The following is a 23,153-nucleotide window of genomic DNA, read 5'->3' on the forward strand; positions in this document are numbered from 1 at the left end:
TAAAATGAAGGAAACAATAATAGAGCAAATCGATCGATATCGAGATGATTTTTACAATATCAGTATCTACATTGGTGAAAATCCAGAACTAGGTCATGAAGAATTTAAAGCCTGTGCTGTACTTACGGAAGCTTTACAAAAGCATGACTTCAAGGTCGACATTGGTATTTGTGATTTACCAACGGCATTTACTGCAACATTTGATAGCGGGAAGCCTGGTCCTTCGATTGGTTTCATGGCAGAATACGACGCTTTACCTGAGGTTGGGCATGCATGTGGTCACAATTTAATTGGAACGATGGGAATTGCTGCCGCCATTGGGTTAAGTAAAGTCATCCATGAGACTGGTGGAAAAGTTATTGTATTTGGTACTCCAGCAGAGGAAACGAAAGGTGGAAAGGTGACGATGGCAGAAGCTGGTTTGTTTCATAAGCTAGATGTAGCGATGATGGTCCATCCCCTTGATCGTTACATTAAAAGTGGAACTTCCCTTGCCATGGATGCCATTCAATTTGAGTTTTTTGGAAAGTCATCCCATGCTGCAGCAAGTCCACACCTAGGTGTGAATGCTTTAGATGCGGTTATCCAAACCTTTAATAGTATTAATGCGTTAAGACAGCATATTACATCTGATGCTAGAATTCATGGAATTATTACAGAAGGTGGAAAGGCGGCAAATGTTGTTCCTGATTATGCCGTTGCCCAATTTTATGTTCGTGGTGCTAAACGAGAGTATGTGAATGAACTAGTAGAAAAAGTAAAACGTTGTGCAGAAGGAGCAGCACTCCAAACAGGAACAACGATGAAATCTTCCTACTATGAATTTTCATATGATGATATGGTTACCAACACACCTCTATCAGAGGCTTTTACGAAAGAGCTAATTTCCCTAGGAGTGAATGAAGAGGAGATTTTAACGGATCGAGGAGGATCTGGTTCTCTCGATATGGGGAATGTGAGTCATGTCGTTCCATCGATCCATCCATATATTAAAATATGTAATGAAAGCTATGCATGTCATACCCATGAATTCCGCGAAGCCGCGATGAGCGAACAAGCGCGTGAAGCGATGATTTTAGGGGCAAAGACAATGGCTTTAACCGGATATGAAGTAATAACGAATAAATCTCTCCTCGAAGAGATTAAGGCGGAATTTCTTAAATCATAGCGGGACAGAGGGACAGGTCCCTTGTCCACGGTACCTGTCCCTCTGTCCACACGTATATGTTTCTAAATAAACCACGAACAAATCAAATAAAGGATTGAAGGAGCCCACATTAAGCGGCTCCTTTTTATTTTTGTAATGAAACTCTTCAAGTCGGCCGAATGGACAGGTTTCGCTATCCCATGGATGATAACGGCATTAATTAGTTAGAATAATAGTATTTCTATCTTAATGTTTAGGAGCTTGCGATGAAATATACTGGACGAATTGTTGGGGTGTTTTTCCCTATTTTATTTAATGTTATTTATATTTTTGTTCGGGACGGCAGTGTATCTTTCGGCTACGAGCGTCTTTTATCCATTTTATTAAATGTAGTGGTTGGATATTTTTTCGGGCTTGCCTATGATAAGTATCGTTATTCTAAAAATGTAAGCTTAAAGCAATTTGAGTATGCGTTAAGGTCGACTACTGATGGCGTGGCTATTTTTAATCGAAATGGTGAGCTTGTATATTGTAATGAAGCTTATTTACATAACCTCGGGTATAAGTATGAGGAGGTTATAAAAAAGTGTTGGAGTATCGGTTATCAAGTGGACGATATCGCTGTTGTAGAAGGAAAGGTGCTCGAGTCGCTAAAAGGAATAGGAAACTGGAAGGGTGAGCTATTCGGGGTACGAAAAGATAGAACTACTTTTCCACTGGAAGTTACCATTTCTACCATTAAAGAAACGGGTGGATTCGTTACGGTAGCTAGAGATATTACAGAGAAGAAAAATACGGAAAGATACATCAAACAGTTGGCCAATCATAATGAATTAACGAATTTACCAAATCGACGGATGTTAATTAAGCATGTAAAAAAGTGTATGGAAGCAGAACAACATTTTGCGATTTTGTTTATGGATTTAGATCGTTTTAAAATGACGAACGATACGCTCGGGCATGCCGCTGGGGATGAATTGCTTCTTCAAGTGGCGAAGAGACTGCTTTCTTTAAAAAGCGATTTTATTTCCGTTTTTCATTTTGGCGGTGATGAATTTCTCTTATTAGTTCAAGATTGCACGAAGGAATTTGTAAAAGTATTTGCCAATGAGGTAATAGATGCAATTAATGAAAAATATATGATTGTTGGCAATGAAATAGTGATTACCGCGAGCATCGGCATTAGCTTTTATCCGGAGAACTCCGACAACCCAGAAGAACTAATTAGCATTGCAGATACGGCTATGTATTATGCGAAGCTGAAGGGTAAGAACAACTATCAGTTTTATACGGTTGAACTGAAAGAAAAGCTTGAGAAAAAGATGAGTATGGAAACAGAGCTTCGAAACGCTATCCTGAATAACGAGCTTTATTTGCACTATCAGCCTAAATTTAACCTTTGTGCGAATGAAATGATTGGAATGGAAGCTCTTCTTCGTTGGGAAAATGCAAAGTTTGGGAATGTGCCGCCAGTTGAATTTATTCCCCTTGCTGAAGAAACAGGATTAATTCATTCAATTGGTGATTGGGTCATTCTTCAAGCTTTGGAGCAAATGTGGGAATGGAAAAGGAAGGGCTATCGTAGTATGAAAGTGTCGGTTAATTTATCGCTCGTGCAGCTCCGCCAATTGGATTTTGGTAAAAAATTAGCTAAGGCTATAGAGGCTTATGATGTCGATCCGACGCTTTTTGAATTAGAAATAACGGAAAGTGTGATGGAAAATGTAGAGGAGATTCTCCCTACGTTAGAGGAGATTAAGAGTATAGGCGTCGGCATCTCTATCGACGACTTCGGGACAGGCTTTTCATCGTTAAGTTATTTAAAAAGCTTGCCGATTGATACGATTAAAATTGACCGAAGTTTTATTTTGGATCTTATTCATAATAAGGATGATGAAGCCATTGTAAAAAGTATACTCAATATCGGTAATAACTTAAACCTGTCCGTTGTCGCAGAAGGCATTGAAACAGTTGAGCAATTAAACATTTTGAAAGAGCTGGAATGTCCAATCGGGCAAGGGTTTTATTTTAGTAAGCCACTTTCGACTATAGAGTTGGAGGAGAAGTTTTTGAAATGAGTGGGTCAGGGGGACAGGTCCCTCGTCCACGGTATGTGTCCCGCTGTCCCTGGTATGTGTCCCGGTGTCCACGCTAGATCAATAAATTATTTCGTTCGTTTCTTCATCATATTTTATAAGGAACGAACCACTTTCTATCATAGTCTGTCCTACCCTGTTTTCGATTAGCGCGAAGGCATAAGCGTAACTAGTAGCAGGTGATGATGCTGAGAATGCTGAGATTTTTATGTCTAGTAATGTATCCGTTTCATCTAGTCTAAATGCTCGCTGAACTTTTTTTCCAAACTCTGAATCAGATTGGTGTTCATTCCACATCGTTTCGATGATTTCATCTACAAATGGTTCGAATCTTTTCACTTCTTCTGATGAGGCAGCAGAAACTTTATTTCGTTTCTTTACGTATATTTCTCTATCTGTAGTAACGGAAAATTCAAATGTATCCACATGGTCGTTACCTAAAATAGCTTCTAAGTTTCCTAAATGCATATCCCACGCTTGAATGTTTTCTAACCAAGGTATATATTGTTCATCAATTAAGTTCTCTTCCACTTGATACGTATGATGGAATGCATCTATAAACAAACTCCTCCATTCGCCGTTTTCTAGTTGCACTAGATAAACAGAGTAAAAAGCGTCTTCTCCAAATTTGCTATACGTTGCTCCAGTAGGAATTATACGAGATACATTTTGTAATCCTTCTACTTTTACCGGTTCAGAGAGCCAATTTCGATAGCGGTTGTTATCATAAAATGAAAAGTATACTTCCTGATATTCTGTTAAAAACAAATACGGTGTAACTCGGATATTTTTTGTAGAATTTTCAATGTTACCCCATGAGAGGATTTGAGAAATGTTCGTGTCGAATTGATATTCTGTTCGGTCTAACATTAAATCTTTGTCTAAATGACCTTCATAAACATAACCGTCTTTATCTATCGTTACTAATGTACGTACATCCGCTTGCATTTTTACGATACTTTCAATATCTCTAATCTGGTCAAGGATAATTTCGGAATCTAACAGAGATACGCTGTCTATGTAATGGATGTACCCTTCGTTATCTAAAACGAGTGCATTATCACTCACACCATGTTGCAAGTCAACTGCTGTGATACCTTTGATTTCAAAAGGTTTATAAAGTAAGTCAAAAGCTTGCGCTATTTCCTCTTGGTTCCCATTAATGTTCGTTGGAACGAAATAAAGGGTTCCTTCATCATTTATGTAAAAATAACCTTCGTTATAGCCATCATATGAAATGGTATTACGAGCATTTTGAATGCCTATTATTTTGTATGGGTCCCCATGATTACTATGTCCCCAAAGATCGCCACCTCCCCTTACGTAGGAGCTAAAGTCGCGCTTTGCATGCACTTGCTTTTCTTGTACCTCATTATTTAAGGAAGTGCTTTTTGAAAATAAACTACTTGCGCTCGTGCTTTCGTTAGAAACATCATTGCTAGTGATTGAATCCGTGTTTGTGTTACTACTACATGCTGTTAAAATTAGTAAAAATAAAAAACCTATAATAAAAAACTTTTTTCTCATCATCAAACTCCTTCTAATTTTATAAATATAGTATGAATTTAGTATTTTAATATAGGATAATTATCCTAGCAAGGGGAAATTTAGTCAGGGGTGGGTCAGGGGGACATGGGTCAGGGGGACAGGTCCCTCGTCCACGGTATGTGTCCCCCTGTCCATGGTGTCCGTCCCGGTGTCCACACGAGAGGAGAGTAAACATGTTAACTTTAACATCAATTGAAATGGCGCAAGAGTTTATCGAGCAGCATCCGTTGAGTTTTGTGTACGTGTCGCGCACAAACTGCTCGGTATGCCATGCGTTATTACCACAGATTGAGGAATTATTGAAAGAGTTCCCGAAAATTGAGGTTGGGTTTATTAACGCGGACGATGTCGAGGAAGTTGCTGGGCATTTTTCGATTTTCACCGTACCGGCGATGATGCTGTTTGTAGATGGAAAAGAAATGATCCGCGAGGCGCGATTTGTACATATGGAGGAGCTGCGCAAAAAGATTAGTAAGATATATGGGATGGTGTAAGGAGCCGGGGTAATGGCTTCTTTTTTTGTATGGACGAAGAGCCATTCATCTTGGCCCATCCATTTTTTGGTGGGACGCGGGACCTGTCCCTCCGTCCATGGTATGTGTCCCGGTGTCCCACTTTATTTTAGTGTGTCTTCGCGTTTGTCGAGGTAGACGTTGCCTTGTTGGTCGATTTGGGCGAAGAATACTTCGTCTACGTTTTGTATGTTGTTTGCCTGGAGGACATTGTTTACCCAGTTTCGGTCTTTTCCTAGTGCTTCTAGGCTTTTGGTTAAAATTTGGCCGTCGATGATGAACGCTTGGGCTAGTCCGCGACTTGGTTGAATGTTAAAAATATCTTTTCGCATCGCGTATATGTAGGGAGCTTTTGGTAGAACGGAAACAGATCCGTCCATCTCCATCATCGCTATTTCTATTTGATCTACGTAAAAATACCCTTTTTTCCTCAAATTTGTCACAAGTCCATCTGCCGTCATTCTTACTTTTTTCAATCCTTCTTCAAGAATTTTGCCATCTCTTATTAAATAGGTCGGTTCATCTTCTAATATCTTTCTTCCTCTCATACTTTTCAACGCAATAATACTAGATAGGAACGTATAAAAACAAAATAATATTAATCCTATCATGCCGATATAAACCGGAACATCTTTCATTAGCATGGAGCTTGCCACGACGGAACCGATCGTAATCCCGGCAACAAAGTCGAAAAAAGTCATTTGGGCAATTAGTTTCTTATTAAGAAAACGGCATAAAGCGTATAGGACTAAAAAACCGACCGTTGTGCGGATAACCATTTCCATTACCGACATGGGGATACCTCCGAACATACTTTTTCTTATTTTTAGGAAAAGCGTGGAAATATACCCCCAATAGCATTTTCACTTGGCAGTACATAATAGCTTCTCAACTTTCCATAATAAGATTAAGAGGAAGGTGATATTGTGGATAAAAAGGATAGAATGTATAGCATGATCCAAGATTTTTTACAGCATGCACCAGATACGCCTCCGGAACTAAGAGGTAAGCTGGAGGATATTGCGAGTTCTTTAGAGCAGTATCCGGCGGAAGAAATAGACAAGATCGATGGTGTTGTTAGCCATCCAGCAGGGCAAGGCCCAGACGTTTCGCAAAACCCTGTGAATTTACTATTTCAGGCATATGGTGATATGGAAAAGTACGCTTATACCGGTGAGAAGGATAGAGAATTGTATAGTGTCATTCAGCAAATGAGAGGATTTTACGGAATACCAGACCGTTATTTTCCTTGAGGTTGAAGTGGTAAACAGTCGTAGGTCAGGGGGACAGGTTCCTCGTCCACGGTATCTGTCCCCCTGTCCACTCCCCTACCATCCTTTTTCTTTGAACACTCGGATGGCTTCGATGCGGTTGCTCACTTCGAGTTTGTCGAGGATAACGGATATATAGTTTCGAACTGTGCCTGCTGTTAGGAATAGTTGTTTGGCGATTTCTTTTGTGCTTTTTCCTTCTGCCATGAGGGAAAGCACTTCTGTTTCGCGTTCTGTTAGTGGGTTTTCTTCGGTGTACATTTCATCGATGAGTTCTGGTGCGTAAATGCGTTGGCCAGCCACGACTTGGCGAATGGCGTTGGCAAGTTCTTCACTTGGACTGTCTTTCAGAAGGTAGCCGTTCACGCCCGCTTTTATCGCACGTGCAAAATAACCAGAGCGGGCAAACGTAGTGAGGATGATCATTTTACAGCCAGACCCTTTTAGCTGTTCTGCTGCATCTAACCCTGTCATGCCTGGCATTTCGATATCCGTAATACATACGTCTGGTTTATGCTCCTTCACTAGCGCGACTAGCTCTTCCCCATTCGAAGCACGGGCTACTACCTTCATATCTTCTTCTAGATCTATTAACGTTGCGAGTGCTCCTAGTAGCATCTTTTGGTCTTCTGCAATGATGATATTAATCATGTTCATCCCCTCCATTTTACAGGAATTGGTGGGACAAGGAACCTGTCCCTCCGTCCACGGTGTGTGTCCCGCTGTCCCATTTATTCTTCTATTTTTCTTTGGACTTTCGGAATTTTTATTTTTATTGTTGTGCCGCTGTTTTCGGATTCGATTTCGAGGGTGCCGTTTACGAATTCGAGGCGTTCTCGCATTCCTTGAATTCCGTTGCCTACTTTTCGTTCGTCGCGGTCACCGAGACCTATTCCGTTATCTTCAACGGTTACTTCTAGTTCTTTTTCTTTCGGATTGATCGTTATCGTGCATTCTGTTGCTTGGCTATGTTTGACAACATTGTTGACTGCTTCTTTTAAACACATCGATACGACATTCTCTGCGATGAGCGTGGTGTTCTTCAAATGAGTGTCACCTTTGAGTCGAAACTTAATTTGTGCGGTTTTTAAAATTTGGTAGATTCGTTTAATTTCATCGTCCAGTCGGGTGCCACGCATTTTTGTGACGAGTTCGCGTACTTCTTTTAAGGCAATGCGAGCGGTTTGTTGGACGTCTTTAATTTCGATCTGTGCTTGCGCTGGATTTTTTGAAATAAGGCGACTTGCTAAGTCACTTTTCATTCCGATGAGCGATAGCTTCTGGCCTAACGTGTCGTGAAGGTCACGGGATATTCGTTGACGTTCTTCCATTTTCACAAGGTCGGCAATTCGCTTGTTTGCATTCTCGAGCTGCTCTTTCAGCTTTTCTTCTTTATTGCGGTTGTACGTGCCGATTGGTAAAAGAATGACCGCAAGCGTACTAAGAATGACGAATGGAAGCTGTGTAACAAAAACACGGCTGTTCAAAATGAAGCCGACGTTAATAGAGCCGACCGTCGTCGCAATTAAAATTCCGTACAGTATCCAAAACGCGACGCGATTTTTTAAATTGCCGATAAAAAAGGCAAGGAATAACGAGAAGTATATGTAACTAAAGAATATCCCCATAATGGTGGAAATGACAATCTGCAAACTCGTCCAAAAATAAACGAGCCATCCTTTCGCAACGAACGATAATACGTAAAAGACGAAAAATAAGATAATCATTAAAATCCCAAACACAATTTGGGGAATCGATGATGTTGGAAAAATAAAATAAAAAGGAAGAATGTAAAATACGATCCATACGAACGGACTTAACCCCGTATTCTTTCGAAACCTCTCTTTTAGTTTCATCGTCGTATTTCAACTCCTTCCATGTGGACAGGGGGACAGGTCCCTTGTCCATCCAGTTATTGGTGGGACGCGGGACCTGTCCCCGCGTCCACGGTATGTGTCCCGCTGTCCACTTGTATGTTCACAAAAACGCCGATTGCGTATGAGCAATCGACGAAGTTCTCTTACTTTATTTTACACGTTTTCGGTTGCGTTGACCATAGAGTCACGTTGCTTCAATATTTTCTTTGCTTCCCCGAACGTTACGAATGATTTTGTTTCTTCGTCCCATAGGCGGAAACGAATCGATTTTAAGCTCGTTTTTAACGTGATGGTTGTAGCTTTTTGTAACGGCTCACTTGCGTTGTGTACTTTTTCTAGCATGTAGTTCGGTACACGTGGTGCTAGGTGATGCACGTGGTGGAAGCCGATGTTTCCAGTGATCCATTGTAATGGCTTTGGTAGCTTGTAGTAAGAGCTTCCTTCTACAGCTGCTTGTACGAAACTCCATTCTTCATCATGCTCGAAATATGAATCTTCGAATTGATGTTGTACGTAGAACAACCAAATTCCCATCAGACCAGCAATAAGTGCTACCGGTAATTGTACTAGTAGAAATGCTTCCCAACCTAGGAATAGGATAATCCCACCGTGTAGCGAGAAAATACCGATGTTCGTAATGTACGTGTTCATACGTTCTTTCGCTTTTGCCCCTCGACGATTGAATCGATATTGTATTAAGAATACTGCTATCGGACCTAGTCCAAGCATGACAAGCGGGTTACGATATGCGCGGTATGCAAACTTTTGGTGCCAAGGTGCTTCTGCATACTCTTCCACTGTTAATAACCACATATCACCAGTGCCGCGCTCGTCTAAATTACTACTTGTGCGGTGATGGACGTTATGTGTATATCTCCATTGACGGTAAGGTACATGTGTTAAAATTCCTGTAATAGTTCCAACGATGTCATTCGCCTTTCTACTATTGAAAAACGACTGATGACAGCAATCATGGAAAATGATGAATGTTCTTACTAAGAACCCGGCAGCCAAAATTACGATCGGCAATGTGATCCAGTAGGAAACGCTTAATGTTAAATAGGCTATCGTCCAAAGTGCAATTAACGGTATTATTGTATTAAATAGTTGAAGGACGCTCGCCTTCGTATCTGTTTTTTCAAAAGGGGCAACTTCTTTTTTCAATTCTGAAATCTTTTTTGCTTGTGACATGTTTGAAATTCCTCCTTACAGACTTTCATTTATCTAAATATAAGTATAAGTATTAGGGGCAGGTCTTATAAGTCATAAATGTCATATATGTGGATGTGATAAATGTCATATCGGTTGGGACGAGCCGGGTGTTTGTTGGAGATTATGGGAGTTTGAGGATTCGGGGATATACAATGGTAATTTTTGCCTGTTAAAATTTTGCCCACTAGGAAAAACTAAAAGAAAATCATGTACGTAAGGGCTGTTTGGATGAAGCATATATTACTTATTCTCATATTTTTTCTCTTAAATTGTAAAAACCATAGCTGGAAAAAGGTAAAAAAGCATTCAGATGCAATTCTTTATGTCATGGGTATGAATGCTGTGTACTATTTACTCTGTCACCGAAAGCTTGTCTGGGATTTTCGTGACCCTCATTTCAGTATGCTATTTATTCGAATTATTAATGTTATCTTTACTACGCCATTATTTCTGCTTTTATTTTTATGTAAACTGCCAAAGAAACATTTAACTCCATATTTGATTAAATGGGCCATATACTCAACATTGGTTGAATGGCTTGCACTAAGATTGAACATGATCACATATCGATATGGCTGGAACTTATTATGGACGTGGCTTCTATATTTCAAAATGTATCTATACACACACCTACTAAAGAAAAGAAATGCTATCGTTATACCCTTAACCGTGCTATCCACCTACATGTTCGGCGCCGCCTTCCACATGCCGTGGACGGAGGGACAGGTCCGTCGTCCACACATTTTTTGGAAAAGGACATAAGTAACAGGGATGGCGCTTGGCACATATAGTACTTCTCGTGGCGCATAACGAGGTTCGCATACCGCAAAGTCGCATCTTTTTTGACAACAATACAAAAAAAGCGGAGAAAAACATCTCGTTTTCCTCCGCTTGCCTTAAAAGAGGGAGTCAAACTTATTCCCCTACCGCTATTACATTTTCCTCTTTCATTTTTGTTGTTTTCATTTTCACTTTAAAGTAGATAAACGTGATTGTCATGAACGCTGCCATATATGTTAGAAGAATTGCATTTTGTTGCCACATGAATGAGTAGTCGCCGCTTGAAATGACTGCTTTGAACGCTTGGACGGAATATGTCATTGGTAGCAGTGCGCTAATTGGTTGTAATGCATTTGGAATTAATTCTAATGGGAACGTTCCAGCGCTCGTCGTTAATTGGAGGATTAGGACGATAATCGCGATGAATCGGCCAGGGTCTCCCAATGTTGTTACGAGCATTTGGACTAGTGCGATAAACGTGAAGCTCGTAATAAGTGATGTCACGACAAATAGTGGGACACTTGTTACTTCTATTTTTAATACGAAAAGTAATATCGCATCTACTAAAAATGCTTGAATGATGCCGACCCCTGCAATGACGCCGAACTTACTGAACAGCCATTGTAGTGCGCCTCTCGGTTGGATTGCCGGTTCTTTCAACGCATACACAATAGAAAGTAGTAGGGCCCCTACGAACAACCCTAGCGAGATAAAGTATGGTGCAAAGCCTGTTCCGTAGTTTGGCACTTTATTAATTTCGCCTTTTTCGACTTGAACAGGTTGCCCCATCATGTCGTACGTTTTTTCGTTTCCTTGGACAGAGCCTGCTTTTTCTGCTCCTTCTGACAGTTTGTCCGCGAGCTCCTCGGTACCAGCAGTTAAATCGGAAGCACCCGTTTGTAACTCTTTCGACCCTGCTGCAAGCTGATTTGTCCCATCTAGTAGTTGGGACGACCCGCTGGAAAGCTGATTCATTCCGTTCGATAGCTCATTCGCTCCGCTATTTAGTTCAGTCGAGCCGTCATATAACTGTTGAACACCTTTTTGCAACTCGCCTTGCCCAGTTTGTAATGCATCCACTCCCGCTAATAACTGACCAAAGACTGGATCGGTGTTTCCTTGAATTTTTTCCTCTAAACCAGCTGTACTTCCTAATAATTGACTGCCTAGTTCTGTTTTAAATTGAGCAAAACCTTCGTTCATTCCAGAGCGAACTTCTGAGGAAATTGGTGTACTCAATTGTGCTTGCAACTGTTGTTGAAACTGGTTTTCTAGTTGGTCTTTCGTCGGAGACCCTGCTGCCATTTGTCCGATAAAAGCGACGGCTTGATCTTCCGGTAAAATTTTATTTCCGATTAGCGCTTGTTTCAGCTGTTCCATTTGCGCTGCTTGGGACGCAATGGTTTGCTCGGCTAATGCTTTTGAAAGAGAGTCCGCGATGCCCTCTGTTAACCCAGCTGAAAGTTGTGTGCTAAGGGCACCATTAAATTCATCGATGCTTTGATTTAATCCGTCTATGCTACCTTCTAATTGAGTCGTCATTTGCCCCGCAATTTGAGCTGGTAGTTGTTGTTGTATTTGTTCGACACCATTTTTCAGTTCACCCATACCATTTATGAGTTGTGGCATTTTTTCCGTAATCGTACCGAGGCCAGTAGTGATTTGCTCGGTTCCTTTTGTTAGCGATTGTGCACCAGAGGACGCACTGTTCACTCCATTGTTAAACTCGATTGATTTTTCTGCGAGTAGTTGCAAGTTTTCTGCGATAGATTTCGAGCCATCCGTTACCTTCGAGGCTCCATCATTTATTTGAAAAGCCCCGTCACTCGCTTCCTCTAACCCACTTGCCATTTCGGTAATTCGGTCAAAAAACGTCTCTGCATACGTTGCCGTTACATTTTTAGAAATCTCTGCTTTAATTTCATTTATCGCCGTTTCCCCTATTTGCCCAGCAAGGAAATTGGCACTCTCATTCGGGACGTATTTTAGTGTTAATTTTTCAGGCTCGTCTTCCAGTAATGTTGTTGCGTTTTCCGAGAAGTTCGGCGGAATTTCTACTAGTAGGTAAAACTGCTGATTGTTTAGTCCAGCATAGCCTTCTTTTTGATCGACGAAATGAAAGTCGAACACTTTATTCTCTCGGAGCTTTTCCACTAATTCGTTTCCGATTTGCAATTCGGTCCCTTCAAATTCAGCGCCCTCATCTAAATTAACAATCGCAACCGGCAACTGCTCCATCTGTTCGTACGGGTCCCAAAACGCCCATAAAAACATACCTGCATACATAAGCGGGACGATCATCACCGCAATTATCGAAACGAGCATTTTTTTGTTTCGAAAAATTTGTTTTAATTCTGCTAAAAATAAAGATTCTTTCATATGTGTTTTCCTCCTGTTGAAATTTATGACCATTTTGTTCATTTGGTCATTTTAGTGAAAATAAAGAGGGCTCACTCTAATAGCCCTAGTTTGCTAATCCGTCAAAAAAGTAAAGCTCGAACAGTTTTGCGATCTCTTCTTTTTCTAATGCTTCACGGTTTCGTTCCCAATCGAAAATGAGGGATACGTATAGCTTGATCATGACAAAAGCCGTAATTTCTGGATTGCACGGTTTAATTTCACCATCGTCCATCGCCTTTTGTATAATCACCTTCATATATTGAATAATGGCCTGCTCTAGTCGTTGCACTACGTCGACAACCGCTTTTGTTCCGATGTCTCTTTCTTCTTGAAAAAGTTTAATCGTGAGCTGGTGCGACTTTCGAAATTCAAGTAATCGATATAACACACGATGGGCATTTTCTTTGAACGTAAGATTATCATCGATTTCTTCTTCCGCTATCGTTTTCATATCAGTAATGAGAGCTGAAATAATTTCATCGAACAGCTCTTCTTTATTTTTGAAAAAAAGATAGATCGTCCCTTTGCCGACATTCGCCATCTTCGCCACTTGATCCATCGTCGTCGCCTTATACCCAAACATCGAAAACGACTTCTCCGCCGCCTCCAAAATCTGTCTTTTACGATCTACTGACACTAACTCCACCCCCGATTGCTACGCTCGTGACCAAATGAGAAAAACGGTCAGTTTATTTACTATGTGATTTTACCATCATCCTCATTTCTTTTCAACCGTGGACGGAGGGACAGGTCCCTCGTCCACACATTTTTTGGAAATTCCAAGTTGTCGGATTGGAAGAAGTACGAGTGTAGCTTTTTAAAAAAACGAAAACGCAGAAGCTAACTTTTCAGCAACTCCGCGTTTCTATTTAGCTACCCTTTCACTCCAGCCCACTTCCAAATCTCTTCACCACTAATCAAAGCCATGCCGTTTCCCTCATTTTTCGCCGTATTAATTAAGGCTTGAGCTAATGTTTCGGTTGGTAGCGGTCTTTGAGAGCGAAATAGGCCGATTTTATTAAGGAACTGTACAATTTTCACTCCGGTAACTTCATTCGTTCGATCACTGTTTTTTCGTATTAATGCAGGTGGGTTGAAGATTGTTAGCTTTGGAAAGTTTAAAGCTTTTACCGCTTCCTCCAGTTGCCCTTTCATTTTTGTATAAAAGATACGCGAATTCGGTGATGCAAAACCGGAAGATACTAGCACTAAATGGTTCACATTATTTTCTCTAGCTGCCGCCGCAAACTCGTATTGGTAATCGTAATCTATTTTCCATTGCACTTCTTTACTTCCCGCTGCTTTCAAAGTTGTTCCTAAGCTAGAAAACAACACATCACCCTTCACTAAATGTTTCCATTGTTGGGGCTTGTCAAAGTCTATGACATGGACGTTTAGTTTTTCATGTTGTATGTCAACGTCACGTCTAACAAAAATATCTATTTGTTGAAACGAATCGTCTTTTAATAATAAATCTAGTAAGTCTTTACCGGTTGCGCCTGTTGCGCCTATTATTAATGCTCGCATTATTTTCCCCCTTCATATAGTCGCTTTTTATTACCATTCGATTGGTTTAAGGTCTTGTGTCCAATTCAACAACTGGAACTTACGAGTTTTTCTCGGTAAAAACTGTCGAATTTCGTCTGCATTATATCCAACTTGCAGTTTATTCCTATCTACTATAATCGGGCTTTTTAGAAACTTAGGTTGTTCTTGAATCATTTCAAGTAATTCTACTAGTGATAGATCATCAAAATCTACTTCTACTTTTTGATAGTGACTTGATCGTTTTGCGATAATGTCATCTGTTCCTTCCATCGTTAATCGTAATATGTCTTGAAGTTCTGGAACGGTCAGTGGGTCTTTCTTAATATCTCGTTCTACGAAAGGAATTTGGTTGTTGATCATCCATTGTTTTGCTTTCTTTGTCGACTTACATCCTAGTCCATATATCGTTACAGCCATTTCACTCGCACCTCTATTTTTATTTTTCGTTCTCTTGCTTGTAAATGCCATGTTTTATTAAGTACATACTACGTTTAAAGGATTCCATCGCCTCTTCATCCGTTAGCCCTTTCACTGTTTTTTCAATCAGATTGTTAAAGGCTAATCCAGAGACTAGTTTGAAGATATGTAACAAGTCTTTATCTTCACTTATATTTAGGCGATCTTTATTAATCAATCCTTCCACTAGCTTGAAGTGTTCGTTTTGCAAGTATTTCTCCAACATACTAGTAAACGAACTTTCGACTCTATATGTTGTAAAAAGTAAGGCGTTTCTTAAAAGATGCTTTTCTTCCTCATCGGAAAATGAATATAAGAAGTAATAATACATTTCTGTTAGTGCCTCAATAAGGTCACCATTATGTTTTTCTAATAAACCGATAAAGTATATGATGGCCGTTTTTACCTTTTCATCTACTAAATAAATATATATATCATCTTTGTCTTCAAAATATTGATAAAAGCTACCTCTAGATATGCCAGCCATTTTGATTATATTTGCGATAGAAGCTTCAAATAGAGGCACTCTAGCAAACTCCATTTCCGCTGATTCTAGAAGTTTTTTCTTTTTATGTTCAGGCAAATTAAAAAACGTTTGTTTTGGCAACGATAACACCTCAGTTTAATAATATGACACCGTGTCATATGTCTATTAACAATATAATGTGACACCGTGTCACTTGTCAAGCGTGGACACCGGGACACATACCGTGGACGGAGGGACAGGTTCCGCGTCCACACATTTTTTGGAAATTCTAAGGCGGAACGACAGCCCTCAACCGCACATTTTTTTAGAAACTAAAAGGGTTCGAATTACGTTCGGGAAGTCACTCCGCCTCATCTAAGACTAATTACCGAGATAGTGTCTCACCAATGGCCGAAGAGTATCCCTTCAACTGTTGATATGATATTAGTAGAACAATAATTGGAGGGAGATACGATGATTAAAGGATTATTTGAGGCACATTTACCGGTTAGCAATCTTGAGAAGGCGAAAGAGTTTTACAAAAGTTTAAACCTAGAATTGGCATGGGAAGATGAAGACACTGCCTTTTTTTGGATCGAAAAGGAGAAAAGTTGGTTGGGGCTTTGGGAAGGAGAAGAAGTGGAAACTCCTTATCACCCGTCGCTTAGGCACATAGCCTTCCGTGTAGATTATGAATTTATGAAGGATTCTTTGAACTGGCTGGAAGAAAGAAATATAAATGCCGTTCCCTTTGGAAAACGGACTTCCGTTGAGCCGTTCGTCCGACCTAATCAAGGCAATGCGTCTGTATATTTTCAAGATCCAGATGGAAATAGTTTAGAGTTTATGTGTTTTGTAGATGTACCACCTGTACTTAAAGGCAGGCAGGAGAAGTTTTTGGTTGAGGAATGGGAAGAGTTGTTGAGATAGGGAGGCGTGGACAGGTCCCTTTCCTACCTAGTTTTGGTGGGACAAGGGACCTGTCCGAAATCACTGAAAAAGTCCCTTTTTTTGAAACAAAAAAAATAATAAGGACAACTTTTACCCCTAAATAAGGAAAATGTTGTCCTATTTTGATGCTAACCAGTGTTTTTTACCCTGTTTTGGAGGATAGGATCTTTCCTATCCTCTTTATATTAACTGCTAATGCAGTTAATTTTGCTTGTGTAGACATGCATTTGAGACCGTACCCCCTCGCACGATCTAGCCCGTGAAAGCATTTCATTTCGCCGTTTTTCCATTCTTGGCATGCTCTCTTTTTATACTTTTCTTTAAACTCTGGTTGTTTTTGTTGTTGGCTATATTCATAGAATTCTGGTGTGTTGATTCCAACTTCTAAGATTTTTCCAACATTTTTTCCTTTAATACAATCTGTCCTGATTGGACAGGCTTTACATTTTTCTCTATCAAAGTAATATTTGTACGATTGTCTGTTTTTTTGTGTTCTTATAATATTTTTTTATAGTTGTATTTCCCTGCTCGCAACTCCATTGATCAGCGTCTTTGTTATAACTAAATAACTCTTCATTAATTCTATAAGCCATTTCACTTACAGGTATGTAGGCAGCTGCTTTTATTTCTTTTAATTTGTCCAAAATCACTTTTTTGAAATATGCCTTATCTCCATATAGTTCTTCAACCGAAATACCAGACTTTATAGTGAGTTGTAATAGCTCGTCAAAAAAACTACCGTCCACGTATGCCCCATTGCCTACCCTTACGGAAGTAATAATTCTATCTTCTGTTGTAATCATAAATTCTGTTTTATATCCAAAGAAGTTGGATGTTTTACTTTTGTGCCCAACTCTTGCTTCTTGGTCAACAATAGAACGTACACCTTTTTGGGCTAAAAACTTTGGATCGGATAGTATTTCTTTCGCATTTTCAATCACTGCTTTTGTCTTGGGTGTAGTTTCTACGTCTACGTTTTCTGTTACTGTGGTGATAGTTTCTTCAACATAGGCTTTCATTGTTTCTTTCGCAACTTTAGGGTCTTCAATTTCTTTATAATCCGGGATTTCTTGATTGATATCACTTGGAATTTTTTCTACTTCCTCTTTTAATATTTTAAACATCTTACTAACTAATCTTTTCATCACCCGTTCGGGTGTAGCTTTGAACGTGTTAGCTTCTGTATGAGTGGTATCAATACTTACGGAACTACCTTTGATAATCCCTTTATCGACGCATTGTTTAACAAATAGGGCTATAATATCATCTAACGAGACATCCTGTAGTCTGTGTTTTCTAAACTTGGCTAACAGGCTGGGGTGTGGTAGTGTGTCTTCAGGATTAATATCTAGAAAGTACATATAAGCTAGATTAAGTGAAGCATCTTCTATTACTCTTTCGTCAGAAAGATTATAAAGGTATCCAAGAACGAGTAATTTAACCATCATTTCTGGTTCTTTGGCAGGCCTACCATAGTATTTACAATACGATTTTTCCAGTACTTTGTTAATATAAGAAAAATCAACTGCTTCTCTTACAAGTTTCAGTGTATGATTTTTTGGGATTTTATAGTATAATTCGGAGTAGATGCTTAACTGCATATCTTTTTCTTTAAGCATAGAAGAAAACCTTCCTTTTCGTTTGATAATTAGATTCTTGGTCGTTTCTAATTATACCAAATTTTGATAAAGGAAGGTTTTCTTTTTTATTTTTTTACATTTATTAGGAGGGGTTTTTCAGTGGTCACGGACCTGTCCCTCCGTCCACGGTATGTGTCCCGCTGTCCACATTATTTTTTAACTGCACGGGTGGCATAAAATGTTGGAACATTATGTTCATGTAGTTTGCCGGCCCCGTTTGTATCTTGGAAAATATCAGTTAGCATGAAGCCTGCTTGTAGTTGCCCGCCGATTTGCTCTTCGATTGTGTGGGAAAATTGGATTCCCCAGTCGTTTTTAATACAATCGTCATACAATTCTTTATCCTTTAAAGGGTTAAATGGTAGTTTGTATTTTACCGTTGTTTCGTCCTCATCGAAAAGATAATTCATGCCATTATCGAGTCCAGCAAGTAAAATGCCGCCTTTTTTCAATACTCTGTAGCATTCTTTCCAAATTGGAAGTACGTCCTCGACGTAACAGTTTGATACTGGATGAAAAATTAAATCGAACGATTCATCTTCAAATGGTAGCGGTTTTGTCATATCCGCTCTTATTGTTGTAATTTGGTAGTTTTCTCGTTCGGCTACTTCCTGTTCGCTTTGAAGCTGCTTTTCTGAGTAGTCTAACACAGTACAGTTTGCTCCGAGTGCTGTAAAAATCGGCATTTGCTGGCCGCCGCCAGAAGCGAGCCCAAGTACTTCTGCCCCCTTCATTTCACAAAACCACTCTTTAGGCACAGGCTTTGTAGGGGTTAAAAGTACAAACCAATCACCATTTTGTGCCTGTTTAAAAATTTCGTGGCTAATCGGCTTCCCCCACTCCCAACCTTCTTCCACCCATTTATCAATTGTTCTCGCGTTCATTTCTGTATATTTTGTCATTAAGATCACTTCCTCCGTCGTTTCTCTAATACTTACTTCTATAAAAATGGATTGAATCCCTTTTTGTGGACGGAGGGACAGGTCCCTTGTCCACGGTACCTGTCCCTCTGTCCACACTTGCATTTTGTTAAATACCAATGTAATATATAAATGACAAATGCAATATATATCATACACACAGGAGAAAACAATGGTTAATCGTATTAAAATTGCTCGAATGGAAAAGGGTTTAACACAAACAGAGTTAGCTAAAATAATTGGCGTCACTCGGCAAACGATAGGCTTAATTGAAAAAGGAGATTACAATCCAAGTCTTCAATTATGTATTTCAATCGCTAAAGCTTTAGACAAAACATTAAATGATTTATTTTGGGAGGAATAAGAGTGAGTGTTTTACAATGGTTATCCAATGATGAATATAAACAGCGGGAAATTTCTAAGTTTATCGTGGAAGGGGCTGTACTTCAATTTATTTCATCCTTTATCATGATTATCTTATATTTAAATACAAATATAGAGCCGTTATTTTTACTGCTTGCCCCATTCCTAGTTTTCTTATTTTATACTTTCTTACGCTATGTACTTTCTGGTATTGAATATGCGAATGTGTTTTCAGAAGACGAAATAAAAACGGCAAAAAAGCGTAATTTAACACGCTCACTTAGTTTTTTTATTACCATGATGATTGCATCCTTAATAGTCGGGCGTCCGATATTTGATAGTGTAATGGTTTCATTAATTGCTAGCTTGTTATTATTTCTGGTGGATACGACTTCGCTACGAAAATCTATTAAGAAGAACGTTGAATTATAAAAGTGGACGCGAAGACAGGTCCCTTTCCCAACCATTTTTTGGGTGGGACAAGGGACCTGTCCCTCCGTCCATGGTATGTGTCCCGCTGTCCCACAAATTATAGGTTTTCTCCGTTGCTTGCGATCACTTTTTTGTACCAGTGGAATGATTTTTTCTTTTTGCGCTCGAGTGTACCACTTCCGTCGTCATGCTTGTCGACGTAAATGAAGCCGTAACGTTTCGAGTATTCACCTGTTGACATGCTCACTAAGTCGATACAGCCCCAGCTTGTGTACCCCATTAAGTCGACGCCGTCTTCGATTGCTTCAGCCATAGCTTCCACATGGCTACGCAAGTAATCAATACGGTAATCGTCGTTGATCGAGCCATCTTCTTCGACTTTATCGTTAGCACCTAACCCGTTTTCTACAACGAAAAGAGGAACTTGGTAACGATAGTATAGTTTGTTTAAAATAATGCGTAATCCTGTTGGGTCAATTTCCCATCCCCAGTCACTCGCCTGTAAGAATGGATTTTTCACCCCTTCTAGCACGTTACCAGCGATGATTTCTTCTGGTTTTTTGTCTTTCTTTTCGGTGATGCTCATATAATAGCTAAACCCAATGTAATCAACTGTAAATTCTTTTATTAGCTCTATATCTCCATCATGAAGTTCCAATTTCACATCGTGTTCTTTGAAGAAACGTTGTGCATAAGCTGGATACTCTCCTCGGACGTGAACATCTGCACAAAAATAGTTAAACATTTGCTCTTTTTGCAACGCATGCATGACGTTTTCTGGGTTGCTGTCGTACGAATAAACAGGAGCTGCAAGGATCATACAGCCGATTTCTGCATCCGGAATGATTTCTCGGCACGCTTTAACCGCAAGGCTGCTCGCAACAAACTGGTGATGAAACGCTTGAAAAATTGCTTGATAATGATGTTCTCCCTCTTTTGTGGTGAAGCCCATACTCATAATCGGAAAATGCATCGCACTGTTGATTTCGTTAAACGTCATCCAATATTTCACTTTATCTTTATAACGGTTTAAAATTGCCCTCGCATATCGTTCGAAAAACGCTATTACATCGCGACTTCTCCATCCACCATATTCTTTCGTTAAATTTACCGGCATTTCATAGTGAGAAATGGTGACAACCGGTTCAATGCCATGCTTATGTAATTCATCAAAAACACGGTCATAAAATGCAAGCCCTTCTTCATTTGGTTCTAGCTCGGTTCCATTAGGAAAAATTCTTGTCCATGCAATCGACATACGGAACACTTTAAATCCCATTTCTGCAAATAGTGCAATATCTTCTTTATAACGGTGGTAAAAATCTATAGCTTCGTGGTTTGGATAACGGTGTTTTTCATGGTCGATTTCATAATTAAAGCCAGGTTCATTAACTACTTTTAGTCTTCCTTTCCCGCCAGGAAGAACGTCCGCAATGTTTAGACCTTTATTTCCTTCATCAAAACCACCTTCTATTTGGTTCGCAGCTGTTGCACCGCCCCATAAAAAACCTTCCGGAAATCTTTTGTTACTAACGCTCATACTAAAATCCTCCAAAAAGATAAAATGATTAGCTTACACAATATGTATCTTTATAAACATCCCCTACATGTTTGCTAATTATTAGGTACTTTCCCTTATCAAAAACGATACAAAGAGTTGCTCTTACCCAGTTTTGGGAGGAAAGGGATTTGTCCCTCAGCCCAGGTTAAGTAGTTTTTCAATTCCTAGTTAAATATATTTGAACAGTTGTTAAGTATTTTTCGATTCCTGTTAAGTAAATTTGAAAAGCTGTTAAGTAATTTTCAATCTCTGTTAAGTAAATTCGAAAAGCTGTTAAGTAATTTTCAATCTCTGTTAAGTAATTTCGAAAGGCTGTTAAGTAATTTTCCGACTCTGTTAAGTAAATTCGAAAGGTTGTTAAGTAATTTTCAATCTCTGTTAAGTAAATTCGAAAGGCTGTTAAGTAATTTACGTTCATTGTTAAATAAAATCCGCATATGTAAGTAAATACGGCTTGCTGTTAAATAAATTCAACCGTTAAGCCGGCTTTCTTAATAATAAATAAAAAAACAGTCCTCCATTTTGTTTAGAGAACCGTCTTTCACTTATCATATTTAGCTTTTCAGTGCTTGAAGTCCGTTGGAAATCAGCCTTCCCACTCCGATTGCTGTAAATTATTTAAACGGAGCTATTCGTGGGACAAGGGACCTGTCCCTCCGTCCACGGTATATGTCCCGGTGTCCACCAACATTATGCGAATTGGCGTTTTGGGAGTTTGTCCATGTTGTCTAGCATGATGCCTGTTCCGATGGCAACGCAGTCCATTGGGCTTTCAGCGATTAGTACTGGAACTTTTAATTCGTCTGCTAGAAGCTGATCGATGCCGTGAAGAAGTGCTCCTCCACCTGTTAAAATAACACCGCGGTCGATGATGTCCGCTGATAGTTCTGGTGGTGTACGTTCTAACACGCTTTTCGCAGCTTGTACGATGACATGAACAGATTCGCGTAATGCTTGTTCGATTTCTTTTGAATTAACTGTGATTGTTTGCGGTAAGCCGCTCACCATGTCACGTCCGCGAATTTCCATTTCTTCATTTCTAGAACCAGGGAACACTGTTGCAATTTCAATCTTAATGTTTTCTGCTGTTCTTTCCCCGATTAGTAATTTATATTTTTTCTTGATGTATTGTAAAATTTCATTATCGAAATTATCTCCGGCCATTTTTATGGAAGAAGCTGTTACGATATCACCCATGGAAAGTACGGCAACGTCTGTCGTTCCTCCACCGATATCGACTACCATGTTACCGCTCGGTTGGAAAATGTCCATTCCCGCTCCGATTGCTGCAACTTTTGGCTCTTCTTCTAAATAAATTTTCTTTCCGCCACTTTTCTCTGCTGCTTCACGAATTGCCTTTTGCTCGACAGATGTGATGTTTGTTGGGCAGCAAATTAATATGCGAGGCTTCGATAAGAAACCTTTTACGTTTAACTTATTGATGAAATGTTTCAGCATTGCTTCTGTTACTTCGAAGTCTGCGATTACTCCGTCTTTAAGTGGACGCATAGCTACGATATTACCTGGTGTACGTCCGACCATGCGGCGTGCTTCTTCTCCAACTGCTAGTACTTTTCCTGTATTATTATCAAGTGCAACAACAGAAGGTTCGTTTAGCACAATCCCTTTTCCTTTGACATGAATTAACACGTTTGCTGTACCTAAATCTATTCCTATATCCCTAGCAAACATCTTCCTTTTTGCCTCCTTAAATGAGCTGTATGACTATTGTCCGACAACTTGTAGTCCTAATTTTATATTTTATCACAATTCCAGAAATAAACTATTGTTTTATGTACATTTTTTGCAATTTTGTAAGGAAATTTCGTACTATTTGTCGTTTAGGGTGCAAACGTTTGTCGATTAACGTCGGAACATCCCTTTTTATGAATGTAAAATCCTTTTCTAAACATAAAACAGTCTCCATAAAGGTAGTATGCCCAACCTTCTTGGAAACTGTTTTATGTAGATAC

The 23,153-nt window shown here is 39.5% G+C and carries 21 protein-coding genes and 1 pseudogene; 7 read left to right on the forward strand and 15 right to left on the reverse strand.

Translation table 11 applies throughout. The annotated features are described in order from the left end of the window. Positions 1-4 precede the first annotated feature (4 nt). Both BC6307_RS21515 and BC6307_RS21520 read left to right on the forward strand, forming a co-directional pair. Positions 5-1,168, forward strand: a complete 1,164-nt coding sequence (locus BC6307_RS21515) for a M20 family metallopeptidase (protein WP_066420302.1) — start codon at positions 5-7, stop codon at positions 1,166-1,168. A 245-nt stretch (positions 1,169-1,413) separates the two neighbouring features. Further along, on the forward strand, positions 1,414-3,225 hold the full coding sequence (locus BC6307_RS21520; RefSeq protein ID WP_066420301.1) for a sensor domain-containing protein: 1,812 nt from the start codon (positions 1,414-1,416) through the stop codon (positions 3,223-3,225). A 78-nt stretch (positions 3,226-3,303) separates the two neighbouring features. Here BC6307_RS21520 and BC6307_RS21525 read toward each other — a convergent pair whose 3' ends face one another. Beyond that, positions 3,304-4,770, reverse strand: coding sequence for a hypothetical protein (locus BC6307_RS21525; RefSeq protein WP_066420299.1), 1,467 nt, complete (start codon positions 4,768-4,770; stop codon positions 3,304-3,306). A gap of 194 nt (positions 4,771-4,964) precedes the next feature. Between BC6307_RS21525 and BC6307_RS21530 the strand changes: the two genes are divergently transcribed. Then, the gene (locus tag BC6307_RS21530; protein WP_066420298.1) at positions 4,965-5,285 is read left to right on the forward strand and encodes a thioredoxin family protein; all 321 of its coding nucleotides are present in this window, start codon (positions 4,965-4,967) and stop codon (positions 5,283-5,285) included. Between the two features lie 122 nt (positions 5,286-5,407). On the opposite strand, the gene BC6307_RS21535 is transcribed toward BC6307_RS21530, so the two are convergent. Beyond that, positions 5,408-6,097, reverse strand: a complete 690-nt coding sequence (locus tag BC6307_RS21535; protein WP_066420292.1) for a DUF421 domain-containing protein — start codon at positions 6,095-6,097, stop codon at positions 5,408-5,410. Between the two features lie 150 nt (positions 6,098-6,247). Between BC6307_RS21535 and BC6307_RS21540 the strand changes: the two genes are divergently transcribed. Next, a complete protein-coding gene (locus BC6307_RS21540; RefSeq protein WP_157076704.1) occupies positions 6,248-6,556 on the forward strand; it encodes a hypothetical protein in 309 nt (102 codons plus the stop codon). A 75-nt stretch (positions 6,557-6,631) separates the two neighbouring features. Here BC6307_RS21540 and BC6307_RS21545 read toward each other — a convergent pair whose 3' ends face one another. From BC6307_RS21545 to BC6307_RS21585, 8 genes are all read right to left on the reverse strand, one after another. After that, positions 6,632-7,225 carry a response regulator transcription factor gene (locus BC6307_RS21545; protein ID WP_066420288.1) on the reverse strand — a complete coding sequence of 198 codons (594 nt, stop codon included), beginning with the start codon at positions 7,223-7,225 and terminating at the stop codon, positions 6,632-6,634. Positions 7,226-7,305: 80 nt separating this feature from the next. After that, positions 7,306-8,430, reverse strand: coding sequence for a sensor histidine kinase (locus BC6307_RS21550; protein ID WP_066420287.1), 1,125 nt, complete (start codon positions 8,428-8,430; stop codon positions 7,306-7,308). A 174-nt stretch (positions 8,431-8,604) separates the two neighbouring features. Beyond that, positions 8,605-9,642, reverse strand: coding sequence for a Delta(5) desaturase DesA (desA, locus tag BC6307_RS21555; protein ID WP_066420286.1), 1,038 nt, complete (start codon positions 9,640-9,642; stop codon positions 8,605-8,607). 936 nt (positions 9,643-10,578) lie between these two features. Continuing rightward, entirely contained in the window at positions 10,579-12,822 is a 2,244-nt protein-coding gene (locus tag BC6307_RS21565; RefSeq protein ID WP_066420280.1) for a YhgE/Pip domain-containing protein, read from the reverse strand. Between the two features lie 85 nt (positions 12,823-12,907). Continuing rightward, the gene (locus BC6307_RS21570; protein ID WP_066420278.1) at positions 12,908-13,480 is read right to left on the reverse strand and encodes a TetR/AcrR family transcriptional regulator; all 573 of its coding nucleotides are present in this window, start codon (positions 13,478-13,480) and stop codon (positions 12,908-12,910) included. Positions 13,481-13,716: 236 nt separating this feature from the next. Then, entirely contained in the window at positions 13,717-14,370 is a 654-nt protein-coding gene (locus tag BC6307_RS21575) for an NAD(P)H-binding protein (protein ID WP_066420276.1), read from the reverse strand. A 30-nt stretch (positions 14,371-14,400) separates the two neighbouring features. After that, the gene (spx, locus tag BC6307_RS21580; RefSeq protein ID WP_066420274.1) at positions 14,401-14,808 is read right to left on the reverse strand and encodes a transcriptional regulator Spx; all 408 of its coding nucleotides are present in this window, start codon (positions 14,806-14,808) and stop codon (positions 14,401-14,403) included. Positions 14,809-14,827: 19 nt separating this feature from the next. Further along, the gene (locus BC6307_RS21585; protein ID WP_066420268.1) at positions 14,828-15,454 is read right to left on the reverse strand and encodes a TetR/AcrR family transcriptional regulator; all 627 of its coding nucleotides are present in this window, start codon (positions 15,452-15,454) and stop codon (positions 14,828-14,830) included. A 333-nt stretch (positions 15,455-15,787) separates the two neighbouring features. On the opposite strand from BC6307_RS21585, the gene BC6307_RS21590 reads away from it, so the two are divergent. Next, a complete protein-coding gene (locus BC6307_RS21590) occupies positions 15,788-16,243 on the forward strand; it encodes a VOC family protein (protein ID WP_066420262.1) in 456 nt (151 codons plus the stop codon). Positions 16,244-16,415: 172 nt separating this feature from the next. Here BC6307_RS21590 and BC6307_RS21595 read toward each other — a convergent pair. Both BC6307_RS21595 and BC6307_RS21600 read right to left on the reverse strand, forming a co-directional pair. Beyond that, positions 16,416-17,883 (reverse strand): annotated as a pseudogene (locus tag BC6307_RS21595) (IS1182 family transposase); the annotation flags it as partial. A 170-nt stretch (positions 17,884-18,053) separates the two neighbouring features. Next, positions 18,054-18,806 carry a class I SAM-dependent methyltransferase gene (locus BC6307_RS21600; protein WP_066421823.1) on the reverse strand — a complete coding sequence of 251 codons (753 nt, stop codon included), beginning with the start codon at positions 18,804-18,806 and terminating at the stop codon, positions 18,054-18,056. Positions 18,807-18,996: 190 nt separating this feature from the next. On the opposite strand from BC6307_RS21600, the gene BC6307_RS21605 reads away from it, so the two are divergent. Beyond that, complete coding sequence (locus BC6307_RS21605; RefSeq protein ID WP_066421821.1) at positions 18,997-19,188, forward strand: helix-turn-helix transcriptional regulator; 192 nt, start codon at positions 18,997-18,999, stop codon at positions 19,186-19,188. Between the two features lie 2 nt (positions 19,189-19,190). Beyond that, positions 19,191-19,619: a hypothetical protein gene (locus BC6307_RS21610; protein WP_066421819.1), complete on the forward strand. Its 429-nt coding sequence runs from the start codon at positions 19,191-19,193 to the stop codon at positions 19,617-19,619. A gap of 97 nt (positions 19,620-19,716) precedes the next feature. On the opposite strand, the gene BC6307_RS21615 is transcribed toward BC6307_RS21610, so the two are convergent. From BC6307_RS21615 to mreB, 3 genes are all read right to left on the reverse strand, one after another. Beyond that, on the reverse strand, positions 19,717-21,159 hold the full coding sequence (locus tag BC6307_RS21615) for a glycoside hydrolase family 1 protein (RefSeq protein WP_066421816.1): 1,443 nt from the start codon (positions 21,157-21,159) through the stop codon (positions 19,717-19,719). A 178-nt stretch (positions 21,160-21,337) separates the two neighbouring features. Next, entirely contained in the window at positions 21,338-21,598 is a 261-nt protein-coding gene (locus tag BC6307_RS21620) for a hypothetical protein (RefSeq protein ID WP_066421813.1), read from the reverse strand. Between the two features lie 272 nt (positions 21,599-21,870). Beyond that, the gene (gene mreB, locus BC6307_RS21625) at positions 21,871-22,872 is read right to left on the reverse strand and encodes a rod shape-determining protein (protein ID WP_066421808.1); all 1,002 of its coding nucleotides are present in this window, start codon (positions 22,870-22,872) and stop codon (positions 21,871-21,873) included. Positions 22,873-23,153: the final 281 nt, after the last annotated feature.

Origin of the sequence: Sutcliffiella cohnii (genome assembly GCF_002250055.1) — a bacterium.
GTDB classification, from domain to species: domain Bacteria; phylum Bacillota; class Bacilli; order Bacillales; family Bacillaceae_I; genus Sutcliffiella; species Sutcliffiella cohnii.